This window comes from Pantoea sp. Cr_R13 (assembly GCF_029222565.1).
GTDB lineage: Bacteria > Pseudomonadota > Gammaproteobacteria > Enterobacterales > Enterobacteriaceae > Pantoea > Pantoea eucalypti.
In genome coordinates this window covers 329,199-346,624 of record NZ_JARHXL010000019.1, presented here as the reverse complement: position 1 = coordinate 346,624, position 17,426 = coordinate 329,199, and the positions used below count along the sequence as shown (strand labels likewise).

Annotated in this window: 19 protein-coding genes and 1 other RNA gene; 5 read left to right on the top strand and 15 right to left on the bottom strand. The window is 55.5% G+C overall.

All coding sequences use genetic code 11. The features are described 5' to 3' along the window. Nucleotides 1-46: 46 nt before the first annotated feature. Nucleotides 47-1,957, top strand: a complete 1,911-nt coding sequence (locus P2R09_RS21110; protein ID WP_003855534.1) for a PRD domain-containing protein — start codon at nt 47-49, stop codon at nt 1,955-1,957. A 4-nt stretch (nt 1,958-1,961) separates the two neighbouring features. On the opposite strand, the gene P2R09_RS21105 is transcribed toward P2R09_RS21110, so the two are convergent. After that, nucleotides 1,962-2,861, bottom strand: a complete 900-nt coding sequence (locus P2R09_RS21105; RefSeq protein ID WP_003855535.1) for a LysR family transcriptional regulator — start codon at nt 2,859-2,861, stop codon at nt 1,962-1,964. A gap of 129 nt (nt 2,862-2,990) precedes the next feature. Here P2R09_RS21105 and P2R09_RS21100 point away from each other — a divergent pair, with 129 nt between their 5' ends. Further along, a complete protein-coding gene (locus P2R09_RS21100; protein ID WP_275772573.1) occupies nt 2,991-3,695 on the top strand; it encodes a pirin family protein in 705 nt (234 codons plus the stop codon). A gap of 51 nt (nt 3,696-3,746) precedes the next feature. On the opposite strand, the gene dolP is transcribed toward P2R09_RS21100, so the two are convergent. Genes dolP through P2R09_RS21080 form a run of 4 tightly spaced genes read right to left on the bottom strand, consistent with a single transcriptional unit; the run spans nt 3,747 to nt 7,322 of the window. Next, the gene (gene dolP / locus P2R09_RS21095; protein WP_275772571.1) at nt 3,747-4,319 is read right to left on the bottom strand and encodes a division/outer membrane stress-associated lipid-binding lipoprotein; all 573 of its coding nucleotides are present in this window, start codon (nt 4,317-4,319) and stop codon (nt 3,747-3,749) included. A gap of 14 nt (nt 4,320-4,333) precedes the next feature. Then, the gene (gene diaA, locus P2R09_RS21090; protein WP_003855538.1) at nt 4,334-4,921 is read right to left on the bottom strand and encodes a DnaA initiator-associating protein DiaA; all 588 of its coding nucleotides are present in this window, start codon (nt 4,919-4,921) and stop codon (nt 4,334-4,336) included. Nucleotides 4,922-4,935: 14 nt separating this feature from the next. After that, nucleotides 4,936-5,331 (bottom strand): YraN family protein, encoded by a 396-nt coding sequence (locus P2R09_RS21085; protein ID WP_140034121.1) that lies wholly within the window; start codon nt 5,329-5,331, stop codon nt 4,936-4,938. Continuing rightward, nucleotides 5,289-7,322 carry a penicillin-binding protein activator gene (locus P2R09_RS21080; protein WP_275772567.1) on the bottom strand — a complete coding sequence of 678 codons (2,034 nt, stop codon included), beginning with the start codon at nt 7,320-7,322 and terminating at the stop codon, nt 5,289-5,291. The genes P2R09_RS21085 and P2R09_RS21080 overlap by 43 nt, the downstream gene beginning before the upstream one ends. Before the next feature lie 62 nt (nt 7,323-7,384). On the opposite strand from P2R09_RS21080, the gene rsmI reads away from it, so the two are divergent. Together rsmI and rnpB are read left to right on the top strand one after the other, a co-directional pair. Beyond that, complete coding sequence (rsmI, locus tag P2R09_RS21075; protein WP_275772565.1) at nt 7,385-8,251, top strand: 16S rRNA (cytidine(1402)-2'-O)-methyltransferase; 867 nt, start codon at nt 7,385-7,387, stop codon at nt 8,249-8,251. A 33-nt stretch (nt 8,252-8,284) separates the two neighbouring features. Continuing rightward, an RNA gene (gene rnpB / locus P2R09_RS21070) (RNase P RNA component class A) lies at nt 8,285-8,663 on the top strand. Between the two features lie 180 nt (nt 8,664-8,843). On the opposite strand, the gene P2R09_RS21065 is transcribed toward rnpB, so the two are convergent. The 10 genes from P2R09_RS21065 to P2R09_RS21020 form a co-directional block, all read right to left on the bottom strand. Next, nucleotides 8,844-9,818: a glutathione S-transferase family protein gene (locus P2R09_RS21065; protein ID WP_275772563.1), complete on the bottom strand. Its 975-nt coding sequence runs from the start codon at nt 9,816-9,818 to the stop codon at nt 8,844-8,846. Between the two features lie 91 nt (nt 9,819-9,909). After that, complete coding sequence (locus P2R09_RS21060) at nt 9,910-10,305, bottom strand: DoxX family protein (protein ID WP_008925770.1); 396 nt, start codon at nt 10,303-10,305, stop codon at nt 9,910-9,912. A gap of 202 nt (nt 10,306-10,507) precedes the next feature. Next, nucleotides 10,508-10,792: a YqjK-like family protein gene (locus tag P2R09_RS21055; protein WP_275772561.1), complete on the bottom strand. Its 285-nt coding sequence runs from the start codon at nt 10,790-10,792 to the stop codon at nt 10,508-10,510. Beyond that, nucleotides 10,792-11,187 carry a phage holin family protein gene (locus P2R09_RS21050; protein WP_275772559.1) on the bottom strand — a complete coding sequence of 132 codons (396 nt, stop codon included), beginning with the start codon at nt 11,185-11,187 and terminating at the stop codon, nt 10,792-10,794. The genes P2R09_RS21055 and P2R09_RS21050 overlap by 1 nt, the downstream gene beginning before the upstream one ends. A 2-nt stretch (nt 11,188-11,189) precedes the next feature. Beyond that, entirely contained in the window at nt 11,190-11,495 is a 306-nt protein-coding gene (locus P2R09_RS21045; RefSeq protein ID WP_275772557.1) for a YqjD family protein, read from the bottom strand. Between the two features lie 35 nt (nt 11,496-11,530). Further along, on the bottom strand, nt 11,531-11,905 hold the full coding sequence (locus P2R09_RS21040) for a DUF1090 domain-containing protein (RefSeq protein ID WP_033743157.1): 375 nt from the start codon (nt 11,903-11,905) through the stop codon (nt 11,531-11,533). A gap of 191 nt (nt 11,906-12,096) precedes the next feature. Further along, on the bottom strand, nt 12,097-12,444 hold the full coding sequence (mzrA, locus tag P2R09_RS21035) for an EnvZ/OmpR regulon moderator MzrA (RefSeq protein ID WP_003850221.1): 348 nt from the start codon (nt 12,442-12,444) through the stop codon (nt 12,097-12,099). Next, complete coding sequence (locus P2R09_RS21030) at nt 12,444-13,118, bottom strand: DedA family protein (protein WP_275772554.1); 675 nt, start codon at nt 13,116-13,118, stop codon at nt 12,444-12,446. The genes mzrA and P2R09_RS21030 overlap by 1 nt, the downstream gene beginning before the upstream one ends. Before the next feature lie 324 nt (nt 13,119-13,442). Further along, nucleotides 13,443-14,219: a transcriptional regulator ExuR gene (gene exuR, locus P2R09_RS21025; protein WP_275772552.1), complete on the bottom strand. Its 777-nt coding sequence runs from the start codon at nt 14,217-14,219 to the stop codon at nt 13,443-13,445. 86 nt (nt 14,220-14,305) lie between these two features. Next, a complete protein-coding gene (locus tag P2R09_RS21020; protein ID WP_275772550.1) occupies nt 14,306-15,610 on the bottom strand; it encodes an MFS transporter in 1,305 nt (434 codons plus the stop codon). 399 nt (nt 15,611-16,009) lie between these two features. Between P2R09_RS21020 and uxaC the strand changes: the two genes are divergently transcribed. Further along, nucleotides 16,010-17,425 (top strand): glucuronate isomerase, encoded by a 1,416-nt coding sequence (gene uxaC, locus P2R09_RS21015; RefSeq protein ID WP_275772548.1) that lies wholly within the window; start codon nt 16,010-16,012, stop codon nt 17,423-17,425. Nucleotide 17,426 lies beyond the last annotated feature (1 nt).

Here is a 17,426-nt window from a genome sequence, read left to right as displayed (position 1 = left end):
CCGTAGGCTGAAGTTTTCACTCTCTGCCAGCAAACAGGTAACGCTTGTGAGATTTCCCAATCAGCGCCTTGCGCAACTGTTCGATGCCCTGCAAAACGAAACGCTGCCTCAGGATGAGCTGGCGCGGCGTTTTGCCGTCTCGACACGCACCGTGCGTACCGATATTACGGCGCTGAATGCGCTGCTGGCAGATCATGGCGCGCAGTTTATTCTGAGTCGAGGCGCGGGCTATCAACTGAAGATTGAGGATGCTCAGCGCTTTCAGCATCTGCAGCAGCATACTGCCTCACCGCTGCGGGTGCCGCGTACCTCGCAGGACCGGGTTCGCTACCTCCTGACCCGTTTTCTTACCGCTGCCTATTCACTGAAACTTGAAGAGCTGGCGGAAGAGTGGTTTGTCAGCCGCGCCACCCTGCAGAACGATATGGCAGAAGTGCGCGAGTGGCTGGGTCGCTATCACCTCACCATTGAGAGCAAACCGCACTACGGCATGAAGCTATTTGGCAGCGAAGTGGCGATTCGGACCTGTCTCACCGACCTGTTATGGCAAATCGATCAGGCGATGCCAGAGAGTCCGCTGCTGACTATTGAAGCGCTGAACAGCGGCATGCTGGAGACACTGCGTCCGCTGCTGCAAAGCTGCTTTGCGCAGCACAACATTCGCCTCAGCGATGAGGGCGAACGCTATCTGCGGCTCTATTGCGCCGTTGCTGTGCGTCGCATCAGCGAAGGTTATCCGCTTAACGATCCCGGTGCTGAGGAGATTGGCGATGAGGTACGTGAAGCGGCACATCAGCTGATTAATCTGATGCGTCCACTGGTCAGCAAACCAATTTCACCCGCTGAAGAAAACTGGCTGCGGGTTAACATTGCCGCGCGGCGCATTCAGGCGATCGCTCCCAGCGCCATCAATGCCGATGACGCCGACGCGCTGGTGGATTACCTGCTCAGCTTTATCAACACGCACTACAACTTCAATCTGCAAAACGATCAACAGCTGCGAGCCGATCTGCTTACCCACATCAAAACCATGATTACCCGGGTGCGCTATCAGATTCACATCCCTAACCCGCTGCTCAGCAACATCAAGCAGCACTATCCGATGGCCTATGATGTCACCCTGGCGGCGGTGACCAGCTGGGGGAAATATACGCCTTACGTCATTACCGAGAATGAGATTGGCTTTCTGGTGCTGCATATTGGTGTCGGACTGGAGCGCCACTATGACGTGGGCTATCAGCGTCACCCACAGGTGCTGCTGGTGTGCGACAGCGGTAACTCCACGCTGCGCATGATTGAAGCGATGTTGCTGCGGAAATATCCGCAGTTGCAGGTCACGGCCCGCCTGTCACAGCGCGAGTATGAGGCGCGCAGTCGCATTGACGAAGATTTTGTCATCTCAACCATCCGGCTCAGCGAAAAAGAGAAACCCGTGGTGGTGATGTCACCGTTTCCCACCGGTTTTCAGCTGGAGCAGATTGGCAAGCTGGTGCTGGTCGATCGTACCCGGCCCTATATGTTGGCGAAATTTTTTGATGCCCAGCACTTTCATATTGTGGATCAGCCGACGACCCGGTCTGAGCTGTTTCGCCAGCTGAGCGATCAGCTACAGGAGGAGGGGTTTGTGGATGAGGCGTTCTATCCGTCGGTCGAAGAGCGTGAAGCGATTGTCAGCACGATGCTGGGCGAAGGCATTGCGCTGCCGCACTCGCTGGGACTCCTGGCAAAGAAAACCGTGGTCTATACCGTGCTGGCCCCACACGGTATTCCCTGGGGAGACGATACCGCCTATGTCATCTTCCTGCTAGCGATCAGCAAAAGTGAATATGAAGAGGCGATGGCGATATACGATCTGTTTGTGACGTTCCTGCGTGAAAGGGCGATGACCCGCCTGCGGGACTGCACCGATTTCACCTGCTTCCGGGCGGTGGCGATGGATTGCCTGAGTCGGCCATAGGCTTTTAGTTTTTCTTCGCCAGCAGGCGGGGGATCTCGCGCAGGCACCAGGATTTGGCTTCGCCCATGCTGTCGCGCCGCCACGCCATAATAATATCAACCTCGCGAGTGTATTCCGGACTCACCACGCGCAGACGGCCTTCCGCGATATCCTGCTCCACCAGTGAATAGGGCATGGTTGCGACACCCAGCCCCGCCAGCAGGGCACGGCGCTTATCATCCATGCTGCTTACGGTCAGGCGCTGCTGTTTATCCAGTAACTGCACGGTCAGCACCGGACGCTCACGCGCGGTATCTGCCACTGCAATGCCCCGGTATTTCACCCGCGTCACTTCAGACTGAGGTTCAGGCTCGTTATGGATTGGATGGTCAGCACTGGCGACATAAACACTCATCATGGTGTAGAGCTTACGGGTGTTGATCTCGGTGGAGGCACGGAAGTGCATATCGGGGGCGATCACGATATCGGCACGGCCCTGTTCCAGCCGCTCCCACGCGCCTGCCAATACTTCGGTAACCAGCGAAAATTGTGTATTGGCTTTGTCAGCCAGCTTTGTCACCAGCGGAAACAGTGCATCAATGGGCACCAGCGCTTCAGTAACGATGGTCAGATGGGTTTCCCAGCCACGCGCCAGCGCTTCCGCATCGGTGGTGAGCTTATCGGCCGCTTCCAGCAGTACCCGGCCACGCTCCAGCAGCATGCGTCCCACGTTGGTAAATTTAGTGCGGTGACCGGAGCGGTCAAACAGCACCACATCCAGCTCCTCTTCCAGCTTTTGCATGGTGTAGCTGAGGGCAGAAGGGACACGCCCCAGTTCATCTGCTGCTGCTGCAAAACTGCCACGTCGATCAATCGCATCCATAACGCGTAAAGATTCAAGGGTTAACGCACGCTCTTTGGCCATCCCGGTTCTCTGTCAGGAAATTTGAACATGCCGGGCAGATTAACTGGCTAACAATCCGGCGTCCAGACTTTTACCATGGGTGCATAAAGTCCGTGGCCGATCCTCGTCACCGGATGCCGGAGGTAAATAATGATAACGACACGCAGTGCGTCCGCATGTGGTCAGGCCGATTTCGGCTGGTTGCAGGGGCGCTACAGTTTCTCTTTTGGCCACTATTTTGATCCCAAACTGATGGGCTACGCATCGCTGCGTGTTCTGAACCAGGAAGTACTGGCACCGGGCGCCGCATTTCAGCCGCGTACCTATCCTCAGGTCGATGTGCTGAACATTGTGCTGCAAGGTGAAGCCGAATATCGCGACAGCGAAGGTAACACCATTACTGTACGGGAAGGGGAGGCGCTACTGCTCTCTGCCCAGCAGGGGGTGAGTTACACCGAAATCAACCTGAGCAAAGATCGTCCGCTGACACGCATGCAGCTGTGGCTTGCCGCCTGTCCGGAGCGTGAAAATCCCAGGATGCAGAAAATTGCCCTGACGGAAGGCCGGTTGTGTCAGATGATAGCCTCGCCGGATGGCGCGGACGACAGTCTGCAATTGCGTCAGCAGGTGTGGATTCATCAGGTCGAGCTGGCGCCAGGCGAGCAGTATTCGCTGCGGATACAAGGACCGCGGGCCTATCTGCAGTCAATTCACGGTTCGCTGGAGGCGATGTCCGGCACGGAGCATCAGGAGAAGCTGGGCTGTGGCGATGGCGCGTTTTTGCAGGAGGAGAAACTTTTGCAGCTGAAGGCCAAAACCGCGACCCGCGCGCTGGTCATTGACATTCCGGTCTGAAAACCGGGCAATAAAAAAGGCGGCCATGGCCGCCTTTTTGCGTTTTATGTATTACTTCAGCATGGTAAAGGCGGTGGTAACGTGCTTCACGCCACTGACGCGGCTGGCGACATCCGCCGCGGCCTGCGCTTCCTGCGGTGTCACCAGACCCAGCAGGAACACTTCGCCATTTTCCGTCGTCACCTTCACATTGGAGGATTTCACCTGATCGCTGCCCAGCAGTTGCGAGCGGATTTTGGTGGTGATCCAGGTGTCTGACGACGTGGTACCCAGCGTGACTTTCTGGCCGATGCGGATCTCGTTATAGACCTCGGTTGCGCCATCAACACCCATGGTGATCTGTTTGGCTCGGTTGGCGATCTCCTGCGAAGGCGCCTGACCAGTCAGCAACACTTTGCCCTGATAGGCGGTGGCGACAACGCGGGCATCGGTTTTAATCTGCTGATCTTTAGCCAGCGCGTTAGTGACACGTAACTCCAGCGTGCCGTCATCAACCTGCGTACCTACCGAGCGAGGATCGGTAGCCGTTTTGGTAGCAACGGCTGCGCCACCTGCCACAACTGCGACACAGCCCTGCAGCAGCATAGCGATTAACAGAATAGCTATAGCATTCAATGCTTTCATTCGTGCTCCTTCAGTCATTCCTGATGGGGAAAGAGAGTGTTATCGATCAGATCGCATAGGCAATTAACGGTCAGCATATGCATCTCCTGAATACGGGCGCTGCGGTGCGAAGGAATACGGATTTCCACATCCTGCGGACCCAGCAGTCCGGCGAGCTCTCCGCCATCATACCCGGTAAGCGCAACGATAGTCATATCGCGCGTCACCGCCGCTTCTACGGCCTTAACGATGTCACGGGTGTTGCCTCGTGTCGAGATAGCCAGTAACACATCGCCTGCGTGTCCCAGCGCGCGTACCTGCTTTGCATAGATTTCATCGTGCAGGCGATCGTTACCAATCGCGGTCAGCATCACGTTGTCCGCACTTAATGCCAGCGCCGGTAGGCTGGGGCGCTCAGTCTCGAAACGGTTGATCATGCTGGCTGCGAAGTGCTGAGCATTAGCAGATGAAGCACCGTTGCCGCAGCTCAGGATTTTATTGCCATTCAGTAACGACTGCACCAGCGTCATAGCCGCGCGAGAGATGGCATCGGGCAACGCCTCGGCTGCGGCAATCTGAGTTTGAATACTTTCGGTAAAACACGCTTTAATTCTTTCCTGCACACGACCACCTGGTTCTAAACGTCTGCATTAAAGGCATTCGGCAGCCACTCGAGCGCCGTGCCGGTAATGGCGATGATGTCGAAACGGCAATTCACTGTTTCAAAACTGCCGCCGCGTTGCGCCAGCCAGAGAGCGGCAGCGCGCAGCAGCTTTTGTTGTTTATTCCGGGTAACGCTGGCGAGCGCGCCACCATAACGCGCATCGCGTCGGTAGCGGACTTCAACAAACACCCAACAGTGCCCGTCACGCATAATCAGGTCAAGTTCACCATTGCGAAAGTGAACATTACTGGCGACCCATATCAGGCCAGCCTGCTCCAGATAGCGCCGGGCATCGTCTTCATGCCCGGCACCAATCTGACGGCGATTTAGTTGGCCGGTGCGATTTCGCCCCGACGATACTGGTTCCATGTCAACTTCCTGTTGATCACACAATCCGTGTCGGCGCTGAGCTTGCCGGTATTGCCATCCAGCGTGAAGCCAGGTGACTGACGCATCTGGTTAAAGTGATTCGCCAGCGTCCAGGCATCCATCCCCATGGCATAGAGACGCACCAGCGAGTAGTCATTATTGAATGACTTCGACGTCTGCTGCATCAGGCCTGGGTTGCTGCCGGAGAGCAGCGGGATATCACTGAACTGCAGGCCATCCATTTCAAGCCGGAAGTCCGGGCCAGCACCGGCCTGCGCGCTGCGCGAACTGGCGTAGAGCGAGATGTTGCTGCGACTGCCGGTGCGCATGGTGATCATCGGTTTGATCAGCTGCAGTTCATCCTGGGTTGAGACGATGTAGACCGCATCAATGCCACCGCCGCTGCTGGTGCTGACCACATCAGGCGTGCTCTGTTGCGGTGCCGGAATGGTCAGGCCCGCAATGGAAACGCCCTGCGACTCAGCAGGTGCCGCAGGTGCAGCATTGACCGGCGTACCTGACAGGCTGATGCCCGCGCCGCTGTTAATGCCCTGTTTCAGCTCAGCGGTCGAGCCAAAGCGCTGCTGCATGACGGTGCTGCCACCCAGCGTCTGCCACTCCTGTGCAAAAGCGTTGGTAACACGATCGCCCAGGCCGCTGCGCGGAACCAGAAGCAGCGGCTGACGTTTGCCCTGGTCCCAGATATGGTGCGCGGCATCGCGTGCTTCGTCTTCAGGAGAAAGCGCAAAGTAGCAGATATTCGGATGGTTCTGGATCTTTTCCGGCTCGTTGAGCGCCAGCACGTTTAAGGGGGTCTGGCTGTTGGCGACCTTCTCAACGTTGCTCTTCAGCAGTGGGCCAACCACGATAGTGGCGCCATCCTGCTGTGCCTGCTGCATCACCTGCTCAATCGGCTGGCTGCTGGTATCATAGACCTTGATCTGAGCGTTGCTGGCCGGTGCGGCAGCAGCAGGCTGAGATTGAGGCTGTGGTGTGGTGGTGGCAGATTGCTGCGGTGCGCTGATCGGATCGGCAGACGATCCCGCAGCGGCGGCAGGTTGCGTGCTGGCTGTTGCATCCGCAGCGGCCGGCTGGGCAGTTGCCGCCGCAGGCTGTGCGACCGGCGCGGATACGCCGTTCTTCGCGTCGTTAAAGCCTTTCTGGATGGCATTCGCGAACACCTGTGCCTGGCCATTCAGCGGCAGCAGCAGCGCGATGATGCTGGTAGAGGCTTTGGTGTAGTTCTGCATCTGGCTCAGCTGCGTCGGCAACGTTTTGGCCGCCGGGTTCTGCGGATAGCGAGTCTGCCAGTCTTTGATGCCGGACTTCAGCATTTCTGCATCCTGGGCATTAGCACGCCAGACCGTGAGCAGATCCAGCCAGCCCTGCAGCACATTTTCGTCGGCATTGATCACCAGGTTGCTGGCTTCCTGTGGCGACATCTGCGTCAGAGTCTGCCAGGTAGCGTCAATATTGCTCTGATGATCGGCGTCTTTCAGCAGCGGTTCCTGAGCAATATAGTTGCGCAGCAGTGAGAGTGAAGGGCGGCCCTGCGCGCTGGCAATTTGCAGGCTGTAGTAACGCGCCAGCTGATCCTGCGACAGTGCGCTGGTTTTTACCGCTGCTAACAGCGGTTCAGCGTCTTTGATTTTCTGCTGGGCAATCAACAACTGCGCTTTCAGCAGCAGAGATTCCTGTTGCTGCGTCTCAGAGAGCTGCTGCGGCAACTGGCTCAGTTGCTGAGTGGCCTCGGGATACTTTCCTTCCTTCAACAGGGCGCGGATTGCGAGTAATTGCCAGTCGGTCTTGCTATCATCGCTGCTTTGCTGCGCTTGCTGCAGATAGTAAGCGGAGCTGGCGGTGGCTGGCCCCTGAATATTGACGGTTGAGGTTTGCGGCGCCTGACCGCTACATGCGGCTAAAATCAGCCCGGCAAGAATGACAGGCAGAAAGCGTCCTGCTTTATGACGAACGACTTTTGAAGGAAGCATACTGTATCCAGTGATGTTTTTTTCAAGATGCTCAATATTAAATCGGCAATTCGGATGAAACAATGAAACAACTCGATCGGGCAGAGATTTCTGCCAGCACGCTCTACATCGTTCCAACCCCGATTGGTAATTTGGGTGATATCACCCAGCGGGCGCTGACGGTGCTTTCGAGCGTCGATCTGGTCGCTGCGGAAGATACACGTCATACCGGGCTGTTGCTACAACATTTCGCCATCAATGCGCGACTCTTCTCACTTCATGACCACAACGAGCAACATAAGGCTGAGCTGCTGCTTACGAAGCTGCAAGAGGGTCAAAGCATAGCCTTAGTTTCCGATGCTGGCACGCCGCTGATTAACGATCCGGGCTACCATCTGGTGCGCCGCTGCCGTGAAGCGGGCATTCGTGTAGTGCCGCTACCGGGCGCCTGTGCCGCCATTGCCGCATTGAGCGCCGCAGGACTGCCATCCGATCGTTTCTGTTACGAAGGGTTTCTGCCCGCAAAAACCAAAGGCCGTTGCGATGCTCTGCGAGCACTGGTGCAGGAGCCACGCACGCTGATTTTCTATGAGTCGACTCACCGTCTGATCGACAGTCTGCAGGATATGGTGAGTGAGCTGGGGCCTGAGCGCTACGTTGTGCTGGCTCGTGAGCTGACCAAAACCTGGGAGTCGATTTATGGTGCGCCGGTTGGCGAGCTGCTGGCCTGGGTCAAAGAAGATGAGAATCGTCGCAAAGGCGAGATGGTGTTGATTGTTGAAGGGCACAAGGTTGACGATGACGATGCGTTACCGGCCGATGCGCTGCGTACGCTGGCGCTGCTGCAGAAAGAGCTGCCGCTGAAGCGCGCGGCTGCACTGACCGCTGAGATTCACGGCGTGAAGAAGAATGCCCTTTATAAGTATGCGCTGGAGCAGCAAGAGGCGTGACAAATGCCTTCGGATGTCCTATTATCCCGCGCCGAAGCTGACCAGACAGTCGCCGCTTTGTCGTCGTCCTCACTTGTGGGGAGACGGGCAGAGGGGAGGAAAGTCCGGGCTCCATAGGGCAGGGTGCCAGGTAACGCCTGGGAGGCGCAAGCCTACGACCAGTGCAACAGAGAGCAAACCGCCGATGGCCCAGAAATGGGATCAGGTAAGGGTGAAAGGGTGCGGTAAGAGCGCACCGCGCGACTGGCAACAGTTCGTGGCACGGTAAACTCCACCCGGAGCAAGGCCAAATAGGGGTTCACAAGGTACGGCCCGTACTGAACCCGGGTAGGCTGCTTGAGCCAGTGAGCGATTGCTGGCCTAGATGAATGACTGTCCACGACAGAACCCGGCTTAACGGTCAGCTTCGACTTTTTACCAGAAACCCCGCTCCGGCGGGGTTTTTGCTTTGCGGGCTATGTGCAGGCAGCGATGAATGACTGTCCACGACGCTCTCTATGAAAAGAACGCGGCTTAACGGTCAGCGTCGACTTTTTACCAAAAACCCCGCCCCGGCGGGGTTTTTGCTTTGCGGGCTATGTGCAGGCAGCATTTAACCGCGGCCGTGCGGTTCATCCCAGTCAAACGCTGGCCCAAGCGAAATCACGCCGTTCGGGTTGATAGTCTTGTGACTGCAATAGTAGTGGTGACGGATATGCGGCAGATTGACCGTCTCAGCAATGCCCGGCATCTGATAGATATCACGCAGGAAACCGCTCAGGTTTCTGTAATCACTGATCCGGTGGCGATCGCACTTAAAGTGAGTCACATAGACGGGATCAAAGCGCACCAGCGTGGTCCACAAACGCAGATCCGCTTCGGTCAGCTGATCGCCGGTAAGATAGCGATGCTGGCCCAGGATCTGCTCCAGCCGCGACAGCGAGTGGAACAGCGCCGTTACTGCTTCATCGTATGCGGACTGCGAGGTAGCAAAACCCGATTTATAGACGCCGTTGTTCACCGTGTCGTAGATCCAGCCATTCAACTCATCAATCTTTTCGCGCAGTGCAACGGGATAGTAGTCTCCGGCACGGGCACCCACCGCATCGAAAGCGCTGTTGAACATGCGAATGATATCGGCCGATTCATTGCTGACGATGGTGTTCTGCTGCTTGTCCCACAATACCGGCACGGTGACGCGCCCACTGTATTGCGAATCGGCATGCAGATAGAGCTGATAGAGGAATTCGTTCTGATAGAGCTTATCGCCCGTCGCATCCTGAAAGGTGTCATCGAAGGTCCAGCCGTTTTCCAGCATCAGCGGATGCACCACGGAGACATCGATCATACTGTCCAGACCCTTTAACTGACGCATCAGCAGCGTGCGGTGCGCCCAGGGACAGGCCAGCGAGACATACAGATGATAGCGGTCACGCTCGGCAGCAAACCCCGCTTTACCCACCGGGCCGGCGCTGCCATCCGGCGTAACCCAGTTGCGAAAAGCCGACTCTGAACGTTTGAAACGTCCGCCGGTAGATTTAGTATCGTACCAGGTGTCATGCCAGACACCGTCAATTAACTGTCCCATAATGGCTCCAATGCAAGCAGGGCGGGGAAATGTCCCCGCCCTGCTAAGTATATGTGGCATTACGCTTTATGTGAGATTAGCGTGCAATCGCCTATGATTTTCTTTTGCTGATCAGGCGATCAATGCTGTATGCGCCTGGACCCACCAGACCTAACACCAGGAAACCACCCGCGATAGAGAGGTTTTTCATGAACATCAGCTGGTTCACGCCTTCTGCAAAGTTACTGTGAAACAGAAACGCGGTCAGGATAGTGAAGCCTGCGGTGAACAGCGCTGTGAAACGGGTCAGGAAACCAAACAGAATGGCCAGACCGCCGCCAAACTCCAGCAGAATAACCAGCGGCAGCATAAAGCCTGGGACGCCCATTGCTTCCATGTATTGCTGCGTGCCTGCATAACCAGTGATTTTGCCCCAGCCGGCCGTAATAAACAGGATTGGCATCAGGATACGAGCCACTAATAAACCAACGTCTTCGAATTTTTTCATCATTTACTCCAGCGCTATCAGGGATGCAGGGCAAGCTGCCCACAGGGTTTATGCCCGCTGAAAGCAGTGCTGCATTCATTGGGTTTATGGCTGGAGATGATAGTCGCGGAGTGGAAAGGTTGTAAGCGAGATATACTGTCAGTGTTTTTCAGAAAATCTGATGAAGAAAAGCCGGCCTTTTCAGGACCGGCTTTAAGCAGGATTAACGCGGAGGTAATGCCGACTTAATCATACGCCAGGTACTCCAGGCGCTGAATCCCCGTTTTACCCAGCGCAACAGCATGTTGGGACTGCGAACTGAGTAGATGGCCAGTGCGCTGCTGCCAATAGCCAGATAGCGACGTAAGCTGAGAAAAGTGAACCAGCCACGATCGTAATGGGCGGTACCTTCCAGCCAGTCGCGCCGCGCAGCGCTTAAATCCAGCCGCTGCTGCTGCACGTGCTTAAGCAGTTCATGGATGCGTTCTTCACGCTCGCGGCGGCTCATTAGCGCTGCTCCTCAAGCAAATTACGATCAGTTTCAAGCTCTTTGCGCGTGTGACGCAACAGCGTGGACTGACGTGATTTACGCAGCGTCCAAAGCCCCAGAATAAGCGCGAGCAGCAGCAGTGTGCCGGTCGTGATGCCAATGGCCATCAGGCGGTACTGCGCATCCACTGCCCAGATAATCAGAACCATCAGGCTCATCAGACCAAATGCAGTGAACAGCATTGTCAGGCCAACCATCAGCAGCAGCTGAATCAGGTTAGCTTTCTCGTGCTCCAGTTCCACCACTGCCAGACGAACACGCGTCTCGACCATGCCAACCAGCGTGGTCACAATACGCTGGCCGATGTTAATGACCCCTTTAGCCGGGCCGTGGTTATGCTGTGAGTCAGCCATAGTTAACGACGCGAGATGAGCATGCCCAGTGCGACGCCAATCGCTGCACCGATGCCCACACCATGCCATGGATTTTCACGCACATAGCCTTCGGCTCTCTGCGCCGCTTCACGCGTAGTCGCAGCAATGCGCTCGCTTGATTCGCCCAGACGTTCACGTGAGCTCTCCAGCGCATCACGCGCTTTACTGCGAAGTTTATCCAGCTCACCTTTGGATTTTTCGGTACTGCTACTCAGTACTTCTTCCAGGGTATCGGCGAGGTTTTTCAGTTCAGCACGCAAATGTTCCGATGATGTGTCTTTAGACATAAAATACTCCTTTAACATCAGTTGGTTAATTCCAATTAATAGGGCTCCGCCTGTAACTTTTTCAGTTCCCGGCGCGCTTCATCCAGTTTTTGTTGTCGCTTAGCAATCTTTTCCCTGTCATGGCCCTCTTCACGCTCTTCCCTGAGTGCGTGCTCACGCTCTGCAACTTTCTGCTTTTGCGCGTTAATTCTTTCCAGATGGGCGGCTTCAAGCTTTTTATCGCTGCAATCTGCCCGGACTTCGGTCAGCGCGCGCTCCAGACCATTAACCCGGCGCTGGTTGTTATGCTTTTGCGCCATCCCAATTTCACGCTGAATATCCTGCTCTTTCTGCTCACACAGCGATTCTGCCGCCAGCAGCGAACCCGATAGCGAAAACAGAGCAATGCCCATCAATACTTGATATTTCATCGGTCCTGAACCTTCCATTGCGACCTGACTCCTCATCACCTGCGCGATCTTATGCCTGCGGGTGCCAAGAATCGACTCTCGCTTAAGCATAGACACCCCTGGTAAAAAGTTCAAAGAAGACCGGGAGATAGAGTGGCTTTCAGACCGTCGCGGCATACTGCAACGGTCTGAAAAAAGAGGGAAGCGGGGGATTAAGCCAGTGAGAGATGCTGAGAGTGATCGTGCTGCGCCACAATAAAGCCTTGTGGCAGCAGGCGGCGCAACACCTTCTGTGCTGCCAGGCTCTGTTCTTCGCTGTCAAAATGAATGATCAGCGCATCACCTGCAGGCGTTATGCTTTTAATACGAATGCCCTGCGCACTTAATTGCTGATAGAGATAAAAACCATCTGGCAGCGTTGCACCTGCATGAGAAACCCGAATCTGCACCACTGTCTCGTGCTTCATCAGAGGCGGGATCGCACAAAGCGCAACCAGCGCAAACGCGCCAGCAATCAACCACGGTAACCACCGTTTAGGAATAGCCTGCAGCAGTTTCATTACTCTGCTTTCCCGTTTTGATTCGCCTGTCGTTTACGCCATAACACCACCAGCGATCCCACCAGGCCAAATACCAGCAGCGCCAGTGGCAGCATCATCAGGAAAAACATCATCTCATCTTCGTAACGACGGAAAATCGGGGTTTTTCCCAGCGCGAAGCCGATAACGGTCAAAATTAACACCCACAGAAATGCACTGACCCAGTTAAAGAACTGAAAGCGGGCATTGCTGAGGCCTGACAGCCCGGCAATAGTGGGCAGCAGCGTTCGCACAAACGCGATAAAGCGACCAATCAGCAGGGCGGATAAGCCGTGACGGTGAAACATGCTGTGCGCGCGCAGGTGGTACTGGGCAGGTAAATGAGAGAGCCATTTCTGAACCGTGGGCGTATTACCCAGCCAGCGGCCTTGTATGTAACTTACCCAGCAGCCAAGACTGGCGCCGGTTGTCAGAACCAGAATCGTTAAAGGGAAACTCATGGTGCCTTTGGCAATCAGTACACCGACCAGAATCAGCAGACTGTCACCCGGCAGAAACGCGGCGGGAAGAAGGCCATTTTCTAAAAATAAAATCATGAACAAAACGCCGTAAATGGCCCATACGAGCGTGGGATCGGAGAGAGTTTCATAGTCCTGTTGCCACAGGGCATGCAGCAACGCTTGCAAAATATCCATCAATCATTCCTGAACATCATTGTTAAACATGTCCCACAGGGACTTAAACGCAGACCGGCATTTCGTTATAAATTTTAGGCGCGCAGCCTGGGCGGGATTTTTCCGGATCCTTCCAGAATCGATTGTTAAATCAGCAACTTTATAAACCCTTGTCGCAAAGGGTAATAAAAGGGCGATAACTGTAACAAAAATCGCCTGTCTGAGACAGTAAAACTCTCTTGCGAACAGGAGTTTTACCTTGTGAAACGCCCTGTAAAAAGGAGCTTTACATGACCTGACACTATTGCAGATTAACTGACCATCTCAGGCTGTTTTCAGGCGCTTTTAGAGGGCGTTATTGGACCCATCAGGCAGGATGACCGGATTCTCACCGAACATGTAACGATCCACGTTAAATTCAAAATCATCCGCCGTCGCGTTAAACAGCATCTGTTTAGTATTTTCCAGATGTTGCCACATCGCCAGTTTGCTGGCGGCGGGATCTTTACGCATCAGCGCTTTGAGGATCTGATCGTGGTCTTCGCACCAGCTGAGAATGCTGCGCTGGTCGATATGTTCGTGAAGTTTGAGCCAGTAGGGATTGTGCAGGCGGTGCAGCCACATTTTTTCAACGATGGCGGCTAAAGCACTGTTCTGGGTGGATTGCGCGATGCGCACATGAAACTGCATGTCCCACTCGGAATCACGGAAGTGATCTTCCTGGCGGGCTTTTTCCTGAATTGCCATCAGGTCGATAATGTCCTGACGCGTGACCTGGGTGGCCGCGAACTCGGCCACGTTACTTTCAATCAACTGGCGCGCCTGCAGTAACTCAAACGGGCCAAAAGTGGCAAATTCCAGCTGGCTGCTGGTGGAGGTGATGCGGTTCTGCTGCTGGCTGGCAATGACGTGAATACCCGATCCTTTGCGAACCTCAACATAGCCTTCTACTTCCAGCATGATGATCGCTTCACGGACAACGGTGCGGCTCACTTCCATCTCTTCGGCAATCAGGCGCTCAGCAGGCAGTTTGTCGCCCACCGGATAGATTCCGGTTTCAATGCGGCTTTTAAGCTCGCTGGCAAGCTGTTGGTAGAGTCGACGGGATTCAGTGAGGTCCATAGCACAATCCTGGTAGCAGACAGATAAGTTGTTATACCACTTCAGGCGGTGCGAGGAAATGGGCTGGCTCGCGCCAGCCCGTCAAATCAATTGTGAACAGCGCTGGCTGGTGGAATCACCGTTTCCGCTTCCAGCTCTGAAATCGGTTTATTTTTCAGGACTGTCCAGATCACCACGGCACCCAGCAGATCGAACACCGCCAGGGCAGCAAACAGCGGGCTGAAGCCCAGCGTATCGGCCAGGGCACCCACGACCAGCGCAAACATCGTGCTGGCGGTCCAGGCTGCCATGCCAGTCAGACCGTTAGCCGTCGCGACTTCATTACGGCCGAAAACGTCTGACGACAGGGTAATGAGCGCACCCGAAAGCGCCTGATGCGCAAAGCCGCCGATGCACAGCAGACCAATGGCGACGTAAGGGCTGGTGAACAGGCCAATGGTGCCTGGCGCAATCATTAACACCGCACCCATCGTCACCACCATTTTACGTGAAACGATCAGGTTAACGCCGAACCAGCGCTGAAACAGCGGCGGCAGATAGCCACCCAGGATACAGCCGAAGTCCGCGAACAGCATCGGCATCCAGGCGAACATCGCAATCTCTTTCAGATTGAAGCCGTACACCTTAAACATGAACAGCGGAATCCAGGCGTTGAACGTTCCCCATGCCGGTTCTGCCAGAAAACGCGGCAGGGCAATCCCCCAGAACTGGCGGTTACGGATAATCTGCAGGGCCGACATTTTGCGGGTGTTACCGGTCTGATGCTGTGCTTCCTGACCGGAGATAATGTAGTCACGCTCTTCATCACTCAGCTTCTTCTGCTGTTTCGGATGTTTGTAAAACACCAGCCAGCAGAGTGCCCAGACCATGCTCAGCACACCGGTCATGATAAAGGCCATCTGCCAGCTGTGCGCTACGATTGCCCAGACCACCAGCGGCGGAGCCAGCATCGCACCGATAGATGAACCGACGTTAAAGTAGCCCACCGCGACCGAACGCTCTTTGGCCGGGAACCACTCACTGCTCGCCTTCAGACCCGCCGGGATCATCGCCGCTTCAGCCGCACCGACGGCACCACGCGCCAGAGCAAGGCCGCCCCAGCTGCCTGCCATCGCCGTGGCGGCACAGAAGATTGCCCACAGTACAGCAAACACGGCGTAGCCGACTTTGGTGCCCAGCAGATCCAGCACATAACCCGCAACCGGTTGCATCAGCGTGTAGCAGGCTGAATAGGCCGCAATGATGTATGAATACTGCTGTGTAGTGATATGCAGCTCTGTCATCAATGTCGGGGCCGCCACGGCGATGGTATTACGGGTCAGATACCCTAATACCGTACCGATCGTCACCAGTCCAATCATATACCAGCGTAACCCTTTGATCTTACGCATCCTCTACCTCTTCCAGTTCTGTATGCGGTCTTGCCGCTGTTGTTATCTGGAGCGGGACAGCCCGTGATGCAGCTTTGCTCACGCCCGCAGGTTCTGTCTGAGCAACCCTGTTCTTACCTTGCCATTTGTGGGCCGCTAACGACCTCACGATAGGACGAGAGCCTAACTTGTTATACAACTTTAAAAGTTGAGAGCCATCACAAAAACCCTTTCTGCACTGTGGGATACTGGAAACCTGCGTAATGACAGCCATTTAGCGCGCTGCGGACGACAAAAATGTCCATAACGGTAGCCAGACATCGCCGTTTATGTGAGCAGGATCGCAAATAAATCCGTAACGGACTAAAATTGGTATGATAACTTTGGGCCATCAGTGGTTCAGTAGATGAGGAAGCATGTATGTCACGTTTCATGACCGAGGATTTTTTGCTGGATAGTGAATTCGCCCGCCGTCTCTATCACGACTACGCGAAGGATCAGCCGATTTTCGACTATCACTGCCACTTACCGCCGCAGCAGATTGCCGAAAATTATCGCTTTGCCAATCTTTATGACATCTGGCTGAAGGGCGATCACTACAAGTGGCGGGCAATGCGCGCCAACGGTGTGGCTGAGGCGTTCTGTACCGGCAACGCCAGCGATCGTGAAAAGTTTGACGCCTGGGCGCGTACTGTGCCGCACACCATCGGCAACCCGCTCTATCACTGGACCCATCTGGAATTACGCCGGCCTTTCGGCATTACCGACACGCTGCTTTCTGAGAAAACGGCTGACAATATCTGGCATCGCTGCAATGAACTGCTGGCGCAGGATAGCTTTACCACGCGTGGCATCATGCAGCAGATGAAGGTGAAGATGGTCGGCACCACGGACGATCCGCTGGATGACCTGCGCCATCACCGCGCGCTGGCAGACGACACCAGTTTCAGCGTTAAAGTGCTACCGAGCTGGCGTCCGGACAAAGCCTTTAATATCGAAGCCGACACCTTCCTGCCGTGGATTGAGACGCTGGAACAACTGACCGACATCAGCGTGCAGCGTTTTGACGATCTGCGCAGCGCACTGTATCAGCGGCTGGATCACTTTGCGGCGCACGGCTGTAAAGTCTCGGATCACGCGCTGGATGTCGTCTGTTATGCCGAGGCGGACGACGCCACGCTGGATGCGATTCTGGCGTGCCGTCGCAGCGGTACTGCACCGAATCCGCACGAAACGGCACAGTTTAAAACGGCGGTACTGGTGTGGCTGGGCAGCGAATATGCCCGCCGTGGCTGGGTACAGCAGTATCACATTGGCGCACTGCGCAATACCAACCCACGTCAGTACCAGTTGCTGGGGCCGGACGTGGGCTTTGACTCCATCAACGACCAGCCGCTGGCTGAACCGCTGGCCCGCCTCCTGGGCGCACAGAACCTGAATAATGCGCTGCCGAAAACCATCCTCTATTGCCTGAACCCGCGCGACAACGAAGTACTGGCGACGATGGCAGGCAACTTCCAGGGTGAAGGTCAGGCGGGGAAAATGCAGTTTGGTTCCGCCTGGTGGTTCAATGACCAGCTGGACGGTATGCAGCGTCAGATGACCCAGCTGGCGCAGATTGGCCTGCTGAGCCGCTTCGTCGGGATGCTGACCGACAGCCGCAGCTTCCTCTCTTACACCCGCCACGAATATTTCCGCCGGTTGCTGTGCCAGATGATTGGCCGCTGGGTAGAGCAGGGTGAAGCGCCAGCCGATGAAGCGCTGTTAGGCCAGATGGTTCAGAACATCTGCTTCAACAATGCCCGCGATTACTTCGGCATCGAGCTGGGAGCCTGAT